This window comes from Phyllobacterium sophorae (assembly GCF_003010965.1).
GTDB classification, from domain to species: Bacteria; Pseudomonadota; Alphaproteobacteria; order Rhizobiales; family Rhizobiaceae; genus Phyllobacterium; species Phyllobacterium sophorae.
Genome location: NZ_PGGM01000011.1, coordinates 1 through 15,209 on the forward strand (window position 1 = coordinate 1; position 15,209 = coordinate 15,209).

14 protein-coding genes are annotated in these 15,209 nt (G+C 55.0%); 4 read left to right on the forward strand and 10 right to left on the reverse strand.

Features of this window, described 5'->3' with window-relative positions; genetic code table 11:
• A partial coding sequence (locus tag CU103_RS20645; protein WP_106665928.1) for a helix-turn-helix domain-containing protein occupies positions 1-449 on the reverse strand: 449 nt, incomplete at its 3' end.
• Between the two features lie 85 nt (positions 450-534).
• Between CU103_RS20645 and CU103_RS32840 the strand changes: the two genes are divergently transcribed.
• Positions 535-774, forward strand: a complete 240-nt coding sequence (locus tag CU103_RS32840) for a helix-turn-helix domain-containing protein (RefSeq protein WP_106666122.1) — start codon at positions 535-537, stop codon at positions 772-774.
• 262 nt (positions 775-1,036) lie between these two features.
• On the opposite strand, the gene CU103_RS31130 is transcribed toward CU103_RS32840, so the two are convergent.
• On the reverse strand, positions 1,037-1,297 hold the full coding sequence (locus CU103_RS31130) for a hypothetical protein (RefSeq protein WP_146147827.1): 261 nt from the start codon (positions 1,295-1,297) through the stop codon (positions 1,037-1,039).
• 83 nt (positions 1,298-1,380) lie between these two features.
• Between CU103_RS31130 and CU103_RS20660 the strand changes: the two genes are divergently transcribed.
• Positions 1,381-1,575, forward strand: coding sequence for a hypothetical protein (locus CU103_RS20660; protein ID WP_106665930.1), 195 nt, complete (start codon positions 1,381-1,383; stop codon positions 1,573-1,575).
• A gap of 284 nt (positions 1,576-1,859) precedes the next feature.
• Here the strand turns inward: CU103_RS20660 and CU103_RS20665 are convergent, their stop codons facing one another.
• Positions 1,860-2,174, reverse strand: a complete 315-nt coding sequence (locus CU103_RS20665) for a hypothetical protein (RefSeq protein WP_106665931.1) — start codon at positions 2,172-2,174, stop codon at positions 1,860-1,862.
• 551 nt (positions 2,175-2,725) lie between these two features.
• Here CU103_RS20665 and CU103_RS20670 point away from each other — a divergent pair.
• Entirely contained in the window at positions 2,726-3,418 is a 693-nt protein-coding gene (locus CU103_RS20670; protein WP_112761142.1) for a sulfite exporter TauE/SafE family protein, read from the forward strand.
• Between the two features lie 143 nt (positions 3,419-3,561).
• Here CU103_RS20670 and CU103_RS20675 read toward each other — a convergent pair whose 3' ends face one another.
• From CU103_RS20675 to CU103_RS20685, 3 genes are all read right to left on the reverse strand, one after another.
• Positions 3,562-3,891, reverse strand: coding sequence for a hypothetical protein (locus CU103_RS20675; protein WP_106665933.1), 330 nt, complete (start codon positions 3,889-3,891; stop codon positions 3,562-3,564).
• Between the two features lie 152 nt (positions 3,892-4,043).
• A complete protein-coding gene (locus CU103_RS20680) occupies positions 4,044-4,244 on the reverse strand; it encodes a hypothetical protein (RefSeq protein ID WP_106665934.1) in 201 nt (66 codons plus the stop codon).
• A 225-nt stretch (positions 4,245-4,469) separates the two neighbouring features.
• Positions 4,470-4,883: a hypothetical protein gene (locus CU103_RS20685; RefSeq protein ID WP_106665935.1), complete on the reverse strand. Its 414-nt coding sequence runs from the start codon at positions 4,881-4,883 to the stop codon at positions 4,470-4,472.
• A gap of 693 nt (positions 4,884-5,576) precedes the next feature.
• On the opposite strand from CU103_RS20685, the gene CU103_RS20690 reads away from it, so the two are divergent.
• The gene (locus tag CU103_RS20690; RefSeq protein ID WP_106665936.1) at positions 5,577-8,267 is read left to right on the forward strand and encodes a M10 family metallopeptidase C-terminal domain-containing protein; all 2,691 of its coding nucleotides are present in this window, start codon (positions 5,577-5,579) and stop codon (positions 8,265-8,267) included.
• Between the two features lie 67 nt (positions 8,268-8,334).
• Here the strand turns inward: CU103_RS20690 and CU103_RS20695 are convergent, their stop codons facing one another.
• From CU103_RS20695 to CU103_RS20710, 4 genes are all read right to left on the reverse strand, one after another.
• Entirely contained in the window at positions 8,335-9,669 is a 1,335-nt protein-coding gene (locus CU103_RS20695) for an HlyD family type I secretion periplasmic adaptor subunit (RefSeq protein WP_106665937.1), read from the reverse strand.
• A gap of 57 nt (positions 9,670-9,726) precedes the next feature.
• Entirely contained in the window at positions 9,727-11,511 is a 1,785-nt protein-coding gene (locus tag CU103_RS20700; RefSeq protein WP_106665938.1) for a type I secretion system permease/ATPase, read from the reverse strand.
• 23 nt (positions 11,512-11,534) lie between these two features.
• On the reverse strand, positions 11,535-13,808 hold the full coding sequence (locus CU103_RS20705) for a PQQ-dependent sugar dehydrogenase (RefSeq protein ID WP_146147828.1): 2,274 nt from the start codon (positions 13,806-13,808) through the stop codon (positions 11,535-11,537).
• A gap of 354 nt (positions 13,809-14,162) precedes the next feature.
• The gene (locus CU103_RS20710; RefSeq protein ID WP_162707315.1) at positions 14,163-15,179 is read right to left on the reverse strand and encodes a class I SAM-dependent methyltransferase; all 1,017 of its coding nucleotides are present in this window, start codon (positions 15,177-15,179) and stop codon (positions 14,163-14,165) included.
• Positions 15,180-15,209: the final 30 nt, after the last annotated feature.

Below are 15,209 nucleotides of genomic sequence, written 5' to 3' on the forward strand. Positions count from 1 at the left end.
TCGCCCAAAGCCGCGATGAGGGCGGATACGCGGCGGCGCGTGCGAGGATGCAGCCGCATCACCCCTTCAATCAGCCGGCGCCCCTCACTGCTTGCCAGGAATGTGATCCGCTCGTCGACGGGGAGAGCCGCCAGCTCGCCCTTCTGCGTCGCATTTCCCGGCAGACCTTGGAAAAAGCGGCCGACGGGCACGCCGAGGAATGTCGCGATTTCAAAGAGCATGGATGCACTGATGCGGTTTTTGCCGTTCTCATATTTTTGCAATTGCTGGGGGCTTACCCCGACAGCGCGGGCCAGCTCGGCCTGGGTTACATCGGATTGAAGGCGGACGGCGGTAACCTGACGCCCGACATAAAGGTCAGCAGCATGGGGCCACTCGCCCGCGCCCGCTTGCAGGTGTAGCGGGCGGGGTTGCCATTCGGTCCGCGGGACTTTTCGGAAATTAGACATTATAATACGCATTTTATATTCTATCGTATATATTTCAAGCTCTTTAGGGCGTGGAAACTCGGGAAAACTCATGCTTTTTCAGGGCATGGCGACCGACCCTCACGCTTTGCGCAAGCTCGTGGCTCTCAACATTCGTATACGGCGAGTGGAGTTAGATATTACGCAAGAGGAGCTGGCACATCGTGCGGAACTGTCTCAAGCGTATCTGAGCGGAATTGAACGAAATAAACGCAGCCTATCTATCGATACAATTCAAAGGATAGCTGATGCGCTCGGTATTCCAGCGCATGACCTACTCAGGCCCCGTTCAAACCAGGCTTTGTAAATTGCGATCTGTGATTGCACCTTCAACGACGACTTCTCCCAGGATGGCGTCGCCTGAAGCAGGTGCTTGGTTCAACAAGCAATCTTAACACCGTTAGTAAAACGCCTCATTCGTCCAAAGTAGGCAAGAAAACGCTGCGCGCCAGGTACGAAGAGAGCCTGTTGGCCCTTCAGCTTTTTGTTCCAAATCGAAGAGGAAATGGTCAGGGCGAATGTGCCCGCAACAAGGACCCCTGCAAATATCAGAAACATTGGAGTGGGGCTTACCTCGATTGAAGCGTGACCTCAACGGCAACCCTGCCCAGCATCCATAGCTCGGCTTTGTTCGTGTCTCCGATGCGCCGTTGCGCGGGGCCGTTGAGAATCTCGGGCGAAACTGAACTTGGCACGCACAGCGCGGTGTTCAGTCTTGTTCGATTTGAAGACTTCTCATGTTCCTCGACCTGGGATTTGGGCCCATCACCTGTGAAAGAGGTGATTGCGGCAGTATCGAGCGCAGCTTTGATATCTTTCAGCAGGGTCAATTCGAGATCGAGGACACATTGAAGTCCCTACTTTTGGGAACAAATAGCGCTGCTAACCCTTTCCCTTCCTAGGAGGTTCGCTCATGAAGAATAAAGCTAGCCAATCGGGTCCGAAGAACGACGCAAAAGGGCAGTTTGTTAAAACGCGCCACGGCGCCGAGAATGATGGCGTCTTAAGCGCAAACCCTCGCGTGTTGTCCGGCAAAAAAGACGGTGACGCCACCTTTAAGGCGGACGCAAAGGAGAACGAAAAAGATCGACAGGCGCCAAAGCGCTAGTCATCAGCAAACGCCGCATACGACGTGGGAATTGGCTGTTACTCGCGAGTCCATTCGAGCACTTCTTGCCAGAATAGGGCGTGACGAGCGATGGTCATTGTGCGGCTGTTGTAGCCAGAACTGCCGGTGCAAATGGGACTTGCGGATCCTGCAATCGCCAGATTCGAACGACCGCGTCAAAATTGCGAGATGTGCCGACCCAAACGGACAAGGCCGTCAAGCTAAGAACGATGCCAGACAGAGTCTCGATCGGGCTGCAAAACTACTTGCTCACGCCAGCGGATCTACACTTTAAGGTCATTGTGCTCTTCCAGATAGGAAATAACCTTATCCAGCGCCGCAACTATATGGAGTTCATTGCTGCCGAACTTGTATCGACCCGTGATTTGAACTTCGGCAGGTAAATCGTCGTATGAGCCACTCCGTTTTATCGGGCCGTCGTCTTTGCAGCTAAAAGTAATTGGGTACCTGAATTCTCTGCCAGAACCATAAAATATGCCGTTTGGCCCCCAGTTCTGAATGTTCCCATTGTAGCACTCGTTGCCAATGATCGATTCCAATTTTCGCAACAGTGCCAAGCGTTTCTTCGATATTTTCATCTCGTCCCCTTATTCAAGGCAGTCAAATGCTCCTCAACAGAAGAAGAGCAACTGATCATGTCTTGCATTGCCAAGCGCAAGCAGCGCGACTCTTGATGCAATTTTGCAGCCCGATCAAAGTCGGCAACAACGCAAGCGATCGATTGGTACAATAACGTGGCCGCGATCAAAATCGATGCCGAAGCCATGCAAATCGATGAGTTGCGCGCTCGTACCTGCTGTCGAGGGATCCGGCAGCATCAGTGACAAAGAACGACGCAACCCAAGCATTTCAATCGCTGCTGCTTTCCGGAATAGGCATGTGCTGGCCGCTCTCAGGCCAGTACAGTCACGTTTCGGCAGCCGCGCCACCGAGCTCACCGGCGTTGTTAGCGTTACCCCCAATGCGGTTCCGATGTGCAACTACAAAGTGCTTTCATGCTGCTCATAATATGCTGGATTTGGCAGGGCGGCGAGACCGTCTTACGTGCTCGGCGACCTTCCTACCGCCGCCTACTTGTTGCGATTTGAGGCGTCGTCCATTACAGTCAGCTTATTTGGTTGGCTAATATTTGGATGGTGCGGTGAGTAGAATTGAATTCACGCCAAAATTTGCGTTGTTCCTCTTCTTTGCCCTAGCGATAAATGCTGCGTATTTTTGGCTGGCGATTGACCCTGTCGATGTGTCTGTATCGCTCGATGAGTCCGGAGCGATCGAGACGGTTCAGCTTGTTTACCTTGCAAGTGGCGCTGCGCTGTTCTTCGCAGCAGCCGCGATGCTGTCGAAGGCCGACCGCATGCTTTGCATCGGGGTATCCGTGCTTGGTCTCGTTTTTTTTCTGCGGGAACTGGAGATCGATAAGACGGGGCCAATTTCGACTTATCTGCAGAGCAAGTCATTCCGGGCTCATGAGGCACTTCTGGTCGCTGGTGTGGCCGTGGTTTATCTGGTTTTGCGCTGGAGATTGGTTAGCGACGTTGTGCGGTATGTCTTCAGCAAAACTGCTTGGCCGTTCTACATCGCTGGCGTTCTTCTGCTGGCCGGAGCGCTTTTCGACATGCTGCACGGGTCAGTCTCGAATCAAATCAAAGAGGAAATCTTTGAGTGCAGCAGCTATTTGTCGCTGGTGCTGGTTGCCGGGATGGTCTGCTATCAACAACCGGGTGCCATCCTGCGTAGGAAGTCCGCAGACTTTTTGATGGTGGTCGTGACGGTCTGTCTCTTCGCCGGTGCCTGCTGGCTGACCGAGCTGGTTAATCGATAATCGATGTTACCGGAGCGGGAGGTTACCTCCACATCGATGTGCCACCCGCAAGGGGTGTTTCCGCGCCCTTTCGGCAGAAGGGCAATTCGGCGCCGGCTATTGGCGTCCGAAAATTGAGACGTCTGCAACCGGCTCAGGCAATATCATTCTCGATTCGGTGTTGTGGAGGCGACGTCCTGCAAAATCTTCTCCTCCGCCCGATGGGCGTTGTGAAGTTTGACCACCAACTGTTCGCTCACCCAATTCATGACAGAGAGGCTGTTCGTCGCCATTGCCTCTATCTTGACTGGTCGGCACTGAGAGTCAGCGACGAAGACAGCGTATGAGAGGGTTCTCCCCGAAACGCCCCTGGCGTCTATCACCGTGGTTGACGCGTCCGCCCAGCATTTTCGATACTCATCCAGATTCTGGTCGGCGCGTGCCGTGCAGATCAGCGAACCAGCGGCGGCAATGGTGGCAATGTAAAGTTTCATCGCGTTCTCACAAAAGCGAGCTCAGTTTGCCCATTGAAAGTATGCCTGGAAAAGTATTTCAAATCAGTTGATATAGCCAAGCCGCATAATGTTAGGGACGGGGTCGCCGGTCAAATTGATTCCTATTTCAACAAAACAGCCCGTTTGTGTGGCTAATTTGTAAGCCCATGATCGGTACAATAGGCCATGAACTCTTCCGGTAACATCGTGCCTTCGCCTTCGATTTCCACCTGCAGCACGGGGTATTTGCGGACAGCGCGCATTGCATCCTTTGCACATGGAAACTTGACGGCGGTGATTGTCAATCTGCCCTCCACAATGAAAACACGAACGGCAGTGTCTGGGTGAGACATTGCGGCGCCCTCCGCTGGAATTATCTTGGTTTCAGCGAATACATAATCACGTCGTTCGCGTAAAAAAGAGGCGGCTTAAAAAAGCATCATGAAAAATGTTATCAGCGTCCCCCATGGGGACCTATCACCAAACGTCAGTTTCAATACGCAGAGGAGTAGTGCTCATCTCGTATGGTTCATACCCAGCAGATATTCGGTGGAACTCGACTTACCGCAATCAGATCGTCAATCGCGCGAAGCAAGGCATGGATCTAGAACGATATGCGTCTCGTCCAGAATTCGCATGCCACCACGAACCAGCACACGCTCGCCAAGCTTCATTGCGTTGTCTGAGTATGTGACACACATCACCCGAATTCCTGGATCAGAACAGATGGCGAGATACCAAAGCGCCTCGTCGGAATGAATGAGGGTAAGTGGCCCGGAAGCCCAAAGATCGATGCGGTCACCTGAAGGCACTTCAAGCCCCGCAAGCATTGCTGCAAGACCGTCACAGGTTACATTTTCTAATGGCATCTGCTCTGGTCCAGCCAAACCTCGCCGGCCAGCAAATAAATCGTCTTGTGCGCGTACCTGACTGTTCAGACCGCCGATGAATAGGCTGACTATGAAAAGTATGCGAACCAGACTGAAAATCATTACGCCTATTATCCGCCATTGCTGCGACTTACCTCCACAATCGATGACACAACCGAGCAACCTCGCAAAGCGACATCTTCTATGGTCAGTCATAAGTATAACTAGGCTCAGAAGACTGGTTGCCGGCTGAAAGCTTGCCGGCTACCAATCAAATTCGCGGAGTTATTGAATTTCGAAATTCAATAAAGATAAACTGTGTAATGCAAATTGTTGAAGTAAGAAATTGAAATTTCCTTGTCGTTTTAGTGGCGTCGCTAACAGCATTTTTCATTTGCAAATGCATTGTTCTTTAGTATTAGTGTCATGTCTCCTTCTTTGGGAAATGAGCGTATATAAATGAAGCACCTAGCAAGGGGCTGGCGAAGGTATTGGATGGCGATTGTCCTTGTATCCCCTACATTGGCAGTAACCCCGACGGCAGCAACGTCTCCCCCAAATCCGCAGCGTCCAATGAACGCTGCGACATGTCAGGAGGCGCTCGCGCGTGTGCAGGAAGCTGCAGAAGGCAGTCCGCTGATTTCATCTGAGGAAAATCAAAAGATTCTAGGTCAGGCGATTGAGAGGGCGAGGCAGGTGTGTCTCGCACGACCCTGCAAGTAAATTCAGACCAATCATTGTTCTGCACTCCTGTTTCATCACCATGGGCCTGGGAAGCCATAACAATAAACACCGAAATTTTCAGAAAGGTTGCGCATGCCAAGTGTTACGGAAACAGCCGATGCAGCTGCCAACACCGCCACGTCCTATTCGCTCTCTGTCGGACAGACCGCGGCAGGGCAGCTCGGCGTTCAAGGCGACGCCGACTGGTACCGGATCAATCTTGTAGCGGGGCAGACTTATACATTTGCAATGGTGGGAACGGGCGTTTCATCCGACCGCGTCGGCGATACATTTCTTGGGTTGCACAATAGTGCAGGTACTCAGATCGCTTTTGACGATTGGGGTGGGCCTGGCAGCAATTCGACCATAACCTTCACCGCAACTGCATCCGGAGTCTATTATATCAATGCCGGGTCCAATGGCGGCTTCTATACGGGCCAATACGGATTGTCGGCCGTCGCGGGGACCCGCGCAACTTATAACGAATTCATGGGTGCGGGCGCATTGCTCCGGGAGGATCTGTCTTGGAGCACGCCGGGTACGCCGGCGACAGTCACATGGGGCGTTCGGGCGACATCTGATTACACCACCGATGCCCAGGGTACTCCTGTCGCTTTTAACCAGCTTACGTCGGCTCAGATCTCAGCTGTACAGGCAAGTCTTGCGGCCTATTCGGGTGTCGCCAACATCACCTTCTCCCAGGTTAACCCCGGCGGTATGACCAACAATGCAACAATGTTGTTTGGGGGCTATACGTCATATTGGGATGGCGCTGGCGCTTTCGCATATATGCCGGGTTCGACCGCCAGTGCAAATGCCGCCGGGGATGTTTGGCTGAACAGTACCAGCGTATCGACCACTTCGTTGCCAAGCGGGAGCTACGATGCCTTTGCTATCTTGCACGAGATTGGTCATGCGCTTGGTTTGGCGCATCCCGGAGAGTACGACGCGGCATCCGGCGTGCCGATAACCTATGGCAATGATGCGCAATTCATTCAGGATAGTCATCAATATACGGTGATGAGCTATTTTGATGAATCAAACACCACGAGGTCCTACAATAGCTATCCCGACACGTTGATGCTGTACGACATATTTGCCCTGCAACAGCTATACGGGGCCAATATGACTGTTCGCGCCGGCAATACGACCTATGGATTCAATTCGAACGCCGGAGCGGTGTTTAATTTTGCAATCAATAGTGATCCGGTTATGAGTATATGGGACGCTGGCGGTACGGACACCCTCAACGTGTCTGGTTTCAGTCAACAGCAGGTAATAGACTTACGCGCCGGCGCGTTTTCCAGCATTGGCGGTCTGACCAGGAACGTTTCGATAGCTTTCGGGGCGGTCATCGAAAATGCTACAGGCGGAAGTGGTGCGGACTGGCTGATCGGCAATTCCGAAATTAATGTGCTCAATGGCAATGCCGGACCCGATACAATGCTCGGCGGCAATGGCGATGACACCTACATTGTCGACAATGCCGGTGACATGATCGATGAAACGGGTTCGAACGGTGTCGATCGAATCAATTCCCTGATCAGTTATAGCCTGGCGAGTACAAGGGGTGCCGTCGAATACCTGGTTCTGGCGGGTAGCGCCAACCTCACCGCCACCGGAAATGCGCTCGACAATCTGCTGATCGGCAATTCCGGGATCAATGTGCTCAATGGTAACGCCGGCGCCGATACAATGCGTGGCGGCAATGGCGATGACACCTATATTGTCGACAATGGCGGTGACATAGTCGACGAAACCGGTTCAACCGGTGTCGATCGGATCAATTCCCTCGTCAGTTTCAGCTTGGCAGACACGGTCCATGTAAAGGGCCCCGTCGAATACCTGGTTCTCGGCGGCGGTGCGAATATCAATGCCACCGGAAATGGGCTCAATAATCTCCTGGTCGGCAATCTAGGCGATAATGTGCTCGATGGCGGCATTGGAGCCGATACCATGCGCGGCGCAAATGGTCACGATACCTATATTGTCGACAATGCGGGTGACGTCGTCGACGAAACCGGTTCGTATGGCTTCGATCGTATCCATTCCGTATTCAGCTTCAGCCTGGCAGATACGGCCCATGTAAGAGGGGCTTTCGAATACCTGGCAGTGCAGGGCAGTGCAAATATCAATGCTTCGGGAAATGCGCTCAACAATGTACTGGTCGGCAACCTTGGAATTAACGTGCTGAATGGCAATACCGGAGCCGATCGAATGTTTGGTGGCAATGGCGATGATACTTATATTGTCGATAATGCCGGTGACACAGTCGACGAAACCGGTTCGGATGGTATTGATCGGATCAATTCACTGGTCAGCTTTAGCCTAGCCGATACGGCCCATGTAAAGGGCGACGTCGAATATCTGGTTCTGGCGGGTAGCGCCAACATCAACGCCACCGGAAATGCGCTCGACAATCTGCTCGTCGGCAATGCGGGCAGAAACATATTGACCGGCGGCGTCGGAGCCGACACCTTTTTCTTCAAGCAGCCACTGAACAGTGTCAGCAATCTCGACAGAATTACCGATTTCTCGGTGCTGGATGATACCATACGTCTGGACCATTTGGTTTTTAACGCGTTCATGGCAACGGGAGCTCTCGAGGCTGACGCCTTCCATATCGGAGCGACTGCCGCCGATGCTAATGACCACATACTCTACAATGATCTGACTGGCACAGTCTCATACGACGCCGATGGCGTGGGAGGGCGGGCTGCCGTCAACTTCGCCTCGGTCGCGAGCGGACTTTCGATGACCCACGATGACTTCTGGATCGTGTGACGAAACAGGTCCGCAGGATCACCAACAAAGAAGCCCGGTGCCGGATCGCCGGTAACTGCGCTCGGTTTTATTCCCTGAACGCCCTTGAGAATTGGTCCGACAGCGGCTTCATCACATAGGACCACACACTGCGTTCGCCCGTCTGGATGTGTACCTCTGCGGGCATACCCGGGACCAATCGTTTTGCGCCAAGCAAACAGGCCTTTTCGTCATCGATGGCGATCCGCGCGACGAAGTAGGCCAACTGTGCCTGAGCATCCTTGATGAGATCGGCCGACACCCTGTTGACGGTGCCTTTGCACTCCGGGGTCGTATTGGCGTCGAACGCCGAGAACCTGATCAATACCGGTTGGCCAGGTTCGACGTCATCTATGCTGGCAGGTGCTATCCGCGCGTCGACCACAAGTCCGTCAGCGGCGGGCACGATCAGCATGACAGTTTCGCCCGCACCTATGACACCTCCCACGGTGTGGACTGCGAGCTCCTGGACGATGCCCGATTGCGGTGCCCGGACATCGATCCGGGCAAGCTGGTTCTCGGCCATGATCTTGCGCTCGATTAACTCGGCCTCTTCGCCTTCGGCTTCACGCAAGCCAGTAGCCGCTTCCTTGCGCATCTCCTCTTCGAGCGCGAGGATTTGAAGCTCGGTCTCACTTATCTTGCCTCTGATTTCAGCGATGGAGGCAACCAATTTCCCCGCTTCACCACCAAACCGGGAAACTTCAAGCCGCAGATTGGTCAGGCGCTCCATTGAGACAATCTTCTTTTTGTGCAATCCCTCAATCGCTACCATATCCTCACTGACCAACAACAGCGACTCCGCGACTGACTGCTGCTGAGCTTTCAATCCTTCTATCTGCTGTTCAAATTGTTCGGCACGCGTCTTAAGTTGCGCCTTTGCGCCTGCCAGCGCCCTCACTCTGCTTTCGAACAGCGTGCGCTCTCCTGCCGCCAATACAGCGATTTCCGGTTCGCTGGTACGTCGTTCAAGGCTCTCAGGTAATTTCATGTCTGAAAGCCCCCGCCGCTCGGCATCAAGACGAGCCTGTCGTACGACGGTTCGGTCGAGTTGCTTGCTTACGATTTGCAGATTGGCCCGCGTCATGGTCTCGTCGAGACGAAGGAGCACGTCGCCTGCGTTGACGCGGTCACCCTCGCGTACCAGTAGTTCGCCGACGATACCACCTTCCTGGTGCTGCACCTTCTTGACATTACTTTCCACGACAACAGTCCCCCCAGCGATCACGGCTCCTGCGAGCGTGGCCCTGGCGGCCCAAAAGCCAACGCCTCCGACCAAAAACATTGTGACCGCCAGCCCAAACAGGAGGTTGGCGCCAATTCCGTCGCTCTCCCTAGGCGGCTTGCCGCGGAACGGTCGAGAGGGCGCAGAAAACTCAGCCATGATGAAGCCTCAGAGACGACAGACTGGAAGGTTGTTGCTGGACCACAGACATCGGGCTCACCGCCTGTCATGAAGTGGCACGATCGTCGACGTACCATGTTCTTGCTTGTCCGGCTTTTGGCGGGCCTGGGCACTCGCTTCGGCCGCCTGCCTGGTCACATGGGCGAGCACTTCATCCTTGGAGCCGAAGGCCTGTACGGTGCCTCCAGCCATTACAAGAAGCTGGTCGAGGTTGACAAGCGCCGAGGGACGGTGAGCAACGACCACAACGATCCCGCCACGCTGCCTGACCGCGTGGATCGCAGTTGCCAAGGAGCCATCTCCATCGGAATCGAGGTTCGAATTCGGCTCGTCGAGTACCACGAGAAACGGATCGCCATAGAGCGCGCGTGCGAGGCCGACCAGCTGCCGTTGCCCTGCCGAAAGAGCCGTGCCGTAGTCGCCCACTTTTGTCTGGAACCCGTCCGGCAACCGCAGGATCATGCTGTTCACACCTGCCGTTTCAGCAGCAGCAATTATCATCTTGGGATCGGCTCCTTCCTCGAAACGGCTGATGTTCTCCGCAACAGTACCTTCGAACAATTCGATGTCCTGCGGAAGGTAGCCGATGTCCCGCCCGAGCGCTTCCATATCCCATTGGTCGAGAGCGGCCTGATCGAGCCGGACCGTTCCGCGCAGCGGGATCCACGCACCGACGAGTGCGCGCACGAGCGTAGACTTGCCAGAGGCGCTCGGACCGACCACGCCGAGACCGGCTCCAGCCTCGAGTTGAAACGCGATGTTGTTGATGATGGGTGTGTGATTGCCCGGAGCGGCAACAGTCAGTCCTTCGACCTGGAGGCTGCGCCGCGGACGCGGCAGCGACATGGGCTCCCGTCCGGCATCGAACGTATGAAAGAGCTTGCTGAGCTGGACATAGCTTTGGCGGGCAGAAATGAAGCCTTTCCAATTGGCGATTGCGATGTCGACCGGGGCAAGTGAGCGGGCAAGCATGATAGAGGAAGCAATGATAACGCCCGCGGAGGTCTCACCGAGGATTGCAAGATAGGCTCCAAGGCCGAGCATCAGGGATTGCAGCATCATCCTGAGTGACCGCGACAGTGCCCCCGTGAAGCCGACGACGTCGGAAACCCTCAGCTGCTGTTTCAGGAAATGCCCACTCTGTTCGCCCCACAGGCTGGAAAACCTGCCAGAGAGGCCCATGGCCCGGATGACTTCGGCATTGCGGCGCCCCGCATCGGCAAAGTTCGAGCGCGCGATCACCGATTCCGACGCACGGCGCGTGGGACCGCGGCCGAAGAACTCGGCAAGCAAGGTCAGGAGTACGATGGCAGCCGCTCCAGCCGTCGCCAGCATGCCGAGCCAGGGATGAAGCATGTAGATGATCACCAAATAAGCCGGAATCCAGGGGAGATCGAAAAAAGCCGTCGGCCCGGTGCCGGAGATGAAGCTTCGGATATGATCGAGATCGCGGATCGGCTGGATGCGGTTACCCTCGTGCCCTGTTTTCAAAGGCAGCAGGAGCGATACGGCAAAGACTTGCTGGTGGAGGTTTCGGTCGAGTTTGTTGCCAATGCGGACGAGGAGCCGCAAGCGCACGAAATCGAGCAGGCCGTAGGTGGCATAGAGGCCGACCATGACGATCGTCAGCCCGATGAGCGTGGGTACGCTCTGGGACGGGAGGACACGATCGTAAACCTGCAACATGTAAAGCGAGCCAGTCAGCCCGAGGACGTTGATCACGCCCGAAAAGGCACCGACAGCCAGCAGGGCCCCGGCACACTGCCGGAACGCGGCCTTGAGATCGCCTGCCGCCGGATTCTTCGCCCCCGAACCAATCATGATACTCACCTGTTCCCCCCGCACTACACCACCACAAAGTCAGCGTTGGTGAGGGCCAATCCCGCATCCAGCGTTGCAAACCGAACCGAGCCGCCCGAGGTGCTTCCGTTCGAATCGTAAATCAGCGCACCCGTTACCGAGTTGTAGATGATACGATCGCTCGTATCGGCCGCTGCCGCACCAATGTGGAATGCGGCGGCCGCAAGCGTTCCGGTCGTGCCGAGAGCCGCAAAGATCGCATTTTCCAGCCGGATCGTGTCGGCAGGCACCGAGAAATCTGTGATCCGATCGACATTCGTCACTGCACTCAGTGCGGTATTGAATAAAAAGGTGTCACTCCCAGCCCCCCCCGTGAGCGTATCGTTGCCACCAAGACCGAGAAGGACATTTGCGCCCGAATTGCCAACAATCACGTTGGCAATGGAGTTGCCGATACCGCTAAGATTCGCGCCATCGCGAAGGGCAAGGTTCTCCAGGTGCTGGCCGCCCAGGCTGAAACTGATTGAGCTATGGACGGTGTCCGTCCCGGCCGCCCCATTGGCCTCGATGACACGGTCACCGGCGTTATCAACAAAATAGTGTTCTGAACCGGCGCCGCCTTCCATACGGTCGGCGCCTTGCATGCCGTCCAGTCGGTCGTTGCCGCCAAGTCCGAGAAGGATGTTTGCGCCGGAATTGCCAGCAATCACGTTGGCAATGGAGTTTCCGATGCCATTGACGTTGGCGGCACCGCTAAGGGCAAGGTTCTCCAGGTGCTGGCCGCCCAGGTTGAAGCTGATCGAGCTATGGACAGTGTCCGTCCCGGCAACCCCATTGGCCTCGATGACCCGGTCACCCGAGTTGTCAACAAAATAGTGGTCTGACCCGACGCCGCCGCGCATCGCGTCGGCACCCGTGCCGCCGATCAGAATGTCGTTGCCCTGGCCCCCGAAGAGGTTGTCATCGCCCGTGCCGCCGTCGATCGTATCGGGACCGTCACCCGCAGCAATGCCAGGATTGAGCCGATAGATCGCTCCCGGCAGGGTCACCACGTAGAGATTGCCGGCATTGTCCATACCGAAGGACGAGATTTGGCTCAAATTTGCGCCAACAATTTGAGCCGTGCGCAAGGCCGCATCCTCAGCTACCCCGTTCACCATGCGCAGCGTCACAACCCGCCCGGTGACGAAGTCAGCAAAGAAATAGGCACCCTGCAGACCTGCGGCCGGTCCACGATAAACATATCCGCCCGTAATGCTGTGGCCGATGTCGCGAGGGTAGTCGAAAACCGGTCCAGTGAAAGCGATCGGCGGATTTGGCGGCGCACTCGGGCCCTGGAGCGCGCCTTCACGATAGTCCCAGCCATAGTTGAGACCACCTGGCCCGCCAGCCGCTTCGAAATTCACCTCCTCGCGCGCGCTCTGACCAACATCGCCAATATAGAGATCGCCAGTCAGAGGGTCGAAGCTGATGCGCCAGGGATTGCGCAAGCCATAGGCCCAAATTTCGTCGGCGCCCGCCACGGCACCCGCAAACGGATTGTCGTCCGGAATTGCATAGTTGCGCAAGGAATCGGCCGGAAAATCATCGCCGTCCACGTCGACCCTGAGAATTTTGCCCAACAGGACATTGATGTTCTGGGCGTTGCCGTTGGGGTCGTTAGCACCGCCGCCGTCACCGGTCGAGATATAGAGATAGCCGTCCGGGCCGAACGCAAGAGAGCCGCCATTGTGATTGGCGAAGGTCGGATGCGGAATGGTGATGACCGTTTCAACGGGTGCTGGATTGGCTTGGGCGGGGTTGGCGGACCGGGCATACTCCCGCACTTCGATGTTGCCGGCCGGATTGGTAAGAAGGACGAAAAAGCGGCCGTTCGTCTCGTACTCGGGATGAAAAGCGAGGCCAAGAACACCGCGCTCGCCACCAATCGAGAATTGCGAACTGGGTATATCGAGGAAGGTCGACTGAGCGCCGGTAGTGGTATTGATCCGGACAATGTCGCCGACATCCTTCCTGAGCGCATAGACAATGCCGTCGTCGCCGGGCGCCCCGGTCACGAACACCGCGCCCGAGCCGACATTGGCCAGCAGCGTTGCAGTGATGTTCCCCGAATTCGGACTCAGATCGGCGACACTGTGACCGTAGATGGTGTCATTGCCGTCTCCTCCCTGTAACGTGTCCGCCCCGTCGCCGCCAGAGATCGTGTCAGCGCCACCTAGACCGTTGATTTGATCGCTTCCGCCCAAGCCCTGGATAGTGTCGAGAACGCCGGTTCCGTTCAGAGTCTCAGTCGCATTCGTACCGATGATGTCTGCCATGGCCGACCCTTTCAATGCCATATGCCCTTCACGCCGCCCACTGCAACATTAGCACAAAATGACAATCGCCTGCAGTCGGAGGTTCACTGTGCTATTTATAAGATTTCGTGCTGCTTGATCCGGGATTTTCAGGCAAGCGGACCTCCGAAAAGACATTTCAGCAGGTCTATACATGAATACTGGCTCGTCTATCCCTTGTACGCTCCAATGGCCTTCATCGTCGACCGTTTCATCTGTTCGGACCGACATGCAGCACCGTGTGCCACGAATCAGAGGCTCGAAGTCGTGACTGAATGATGTGGAGATGATCATGCTAGCTCTTCGTGCTGATGCAGCAGATATCGGCCGCCAATCCTATTTTCTCCGTAGCCATAGACCGCCACCGGGCCAACCTATCATTCTTGGACAACGCTCCTCAATCAAATGCATCTTGCGGCAGTAAAAGGCATGATTGAAGTAAACGATTTCGAATTCATGATTGTACATAAGGAATGAGCGGAGAAGATATATTTCGTTCCAAGACCGGTTCTGTTCGTAAACCCAATCATCGGGATATTCAAACCCCTCAAAAACATCATGAAAATGGACAAGAACTCCCGGCTTCAGTTTGGGCAGTACGTCAAACAGTTCGAAGTTGACATCACTTCCCGTTTTGGAAACATGGGTTGTGTCGAGGAACAATATATCGTCTCGGTCAAGATCCAAGAAAATCGATGGAGATACCTCCTGAACGCCACTGCGAATGACTCTGATTCGATCCCGGTCTTCGTCCCACAATAGATCGTCGAGTCGCTCGGGATAAGGTTCGATAAATGTAAGAGAAGCGTCGATGCCAACCGAGCGATCGAGTGTGTCCAGCATGACCGCACTGGAGAAACCGGAACCAACTTCGATAATTTTGCGAGGCTTGGCGAGACGTATCATGCCGGCCAGTATGATTGCGTCACCTGACGCATACATATCGTTCTCCGAATAGTAGCGGAAGCTGACATTTCGGGACCGAGGAAAGTCTAAGTCTGAAGTCTCATCCATCAGTATGTTGAACGTCTTCTCCATGACATCAAAATCAATTGAGATGCCGTCCAGGCTATCCGACTTACGGCGTTCTTCAAAAGAAGAGGACCTCAAGGCAACGGGATCAACGATTGGCGAATAGTAATGACCGGGTGGCACAAACACCCGAACGTCTGATTGAAGGTAAGGAGAAAGTTCCTGACGGCGCGTGATTGCCTCGGACGAATCATATGTCTCGAAAAAGAATTCTATTGGATTGCGCCCTTCTTCAAGCGCTCGGACCAGATGTGCCAACGCATTTTCGTCGGGGCGTCTCCCTAAAAGCGCATGCCAAACATCAACAACATATTTTTCCAAAGTTTCTACCGAGTGGGTGGGTGTTGTGCG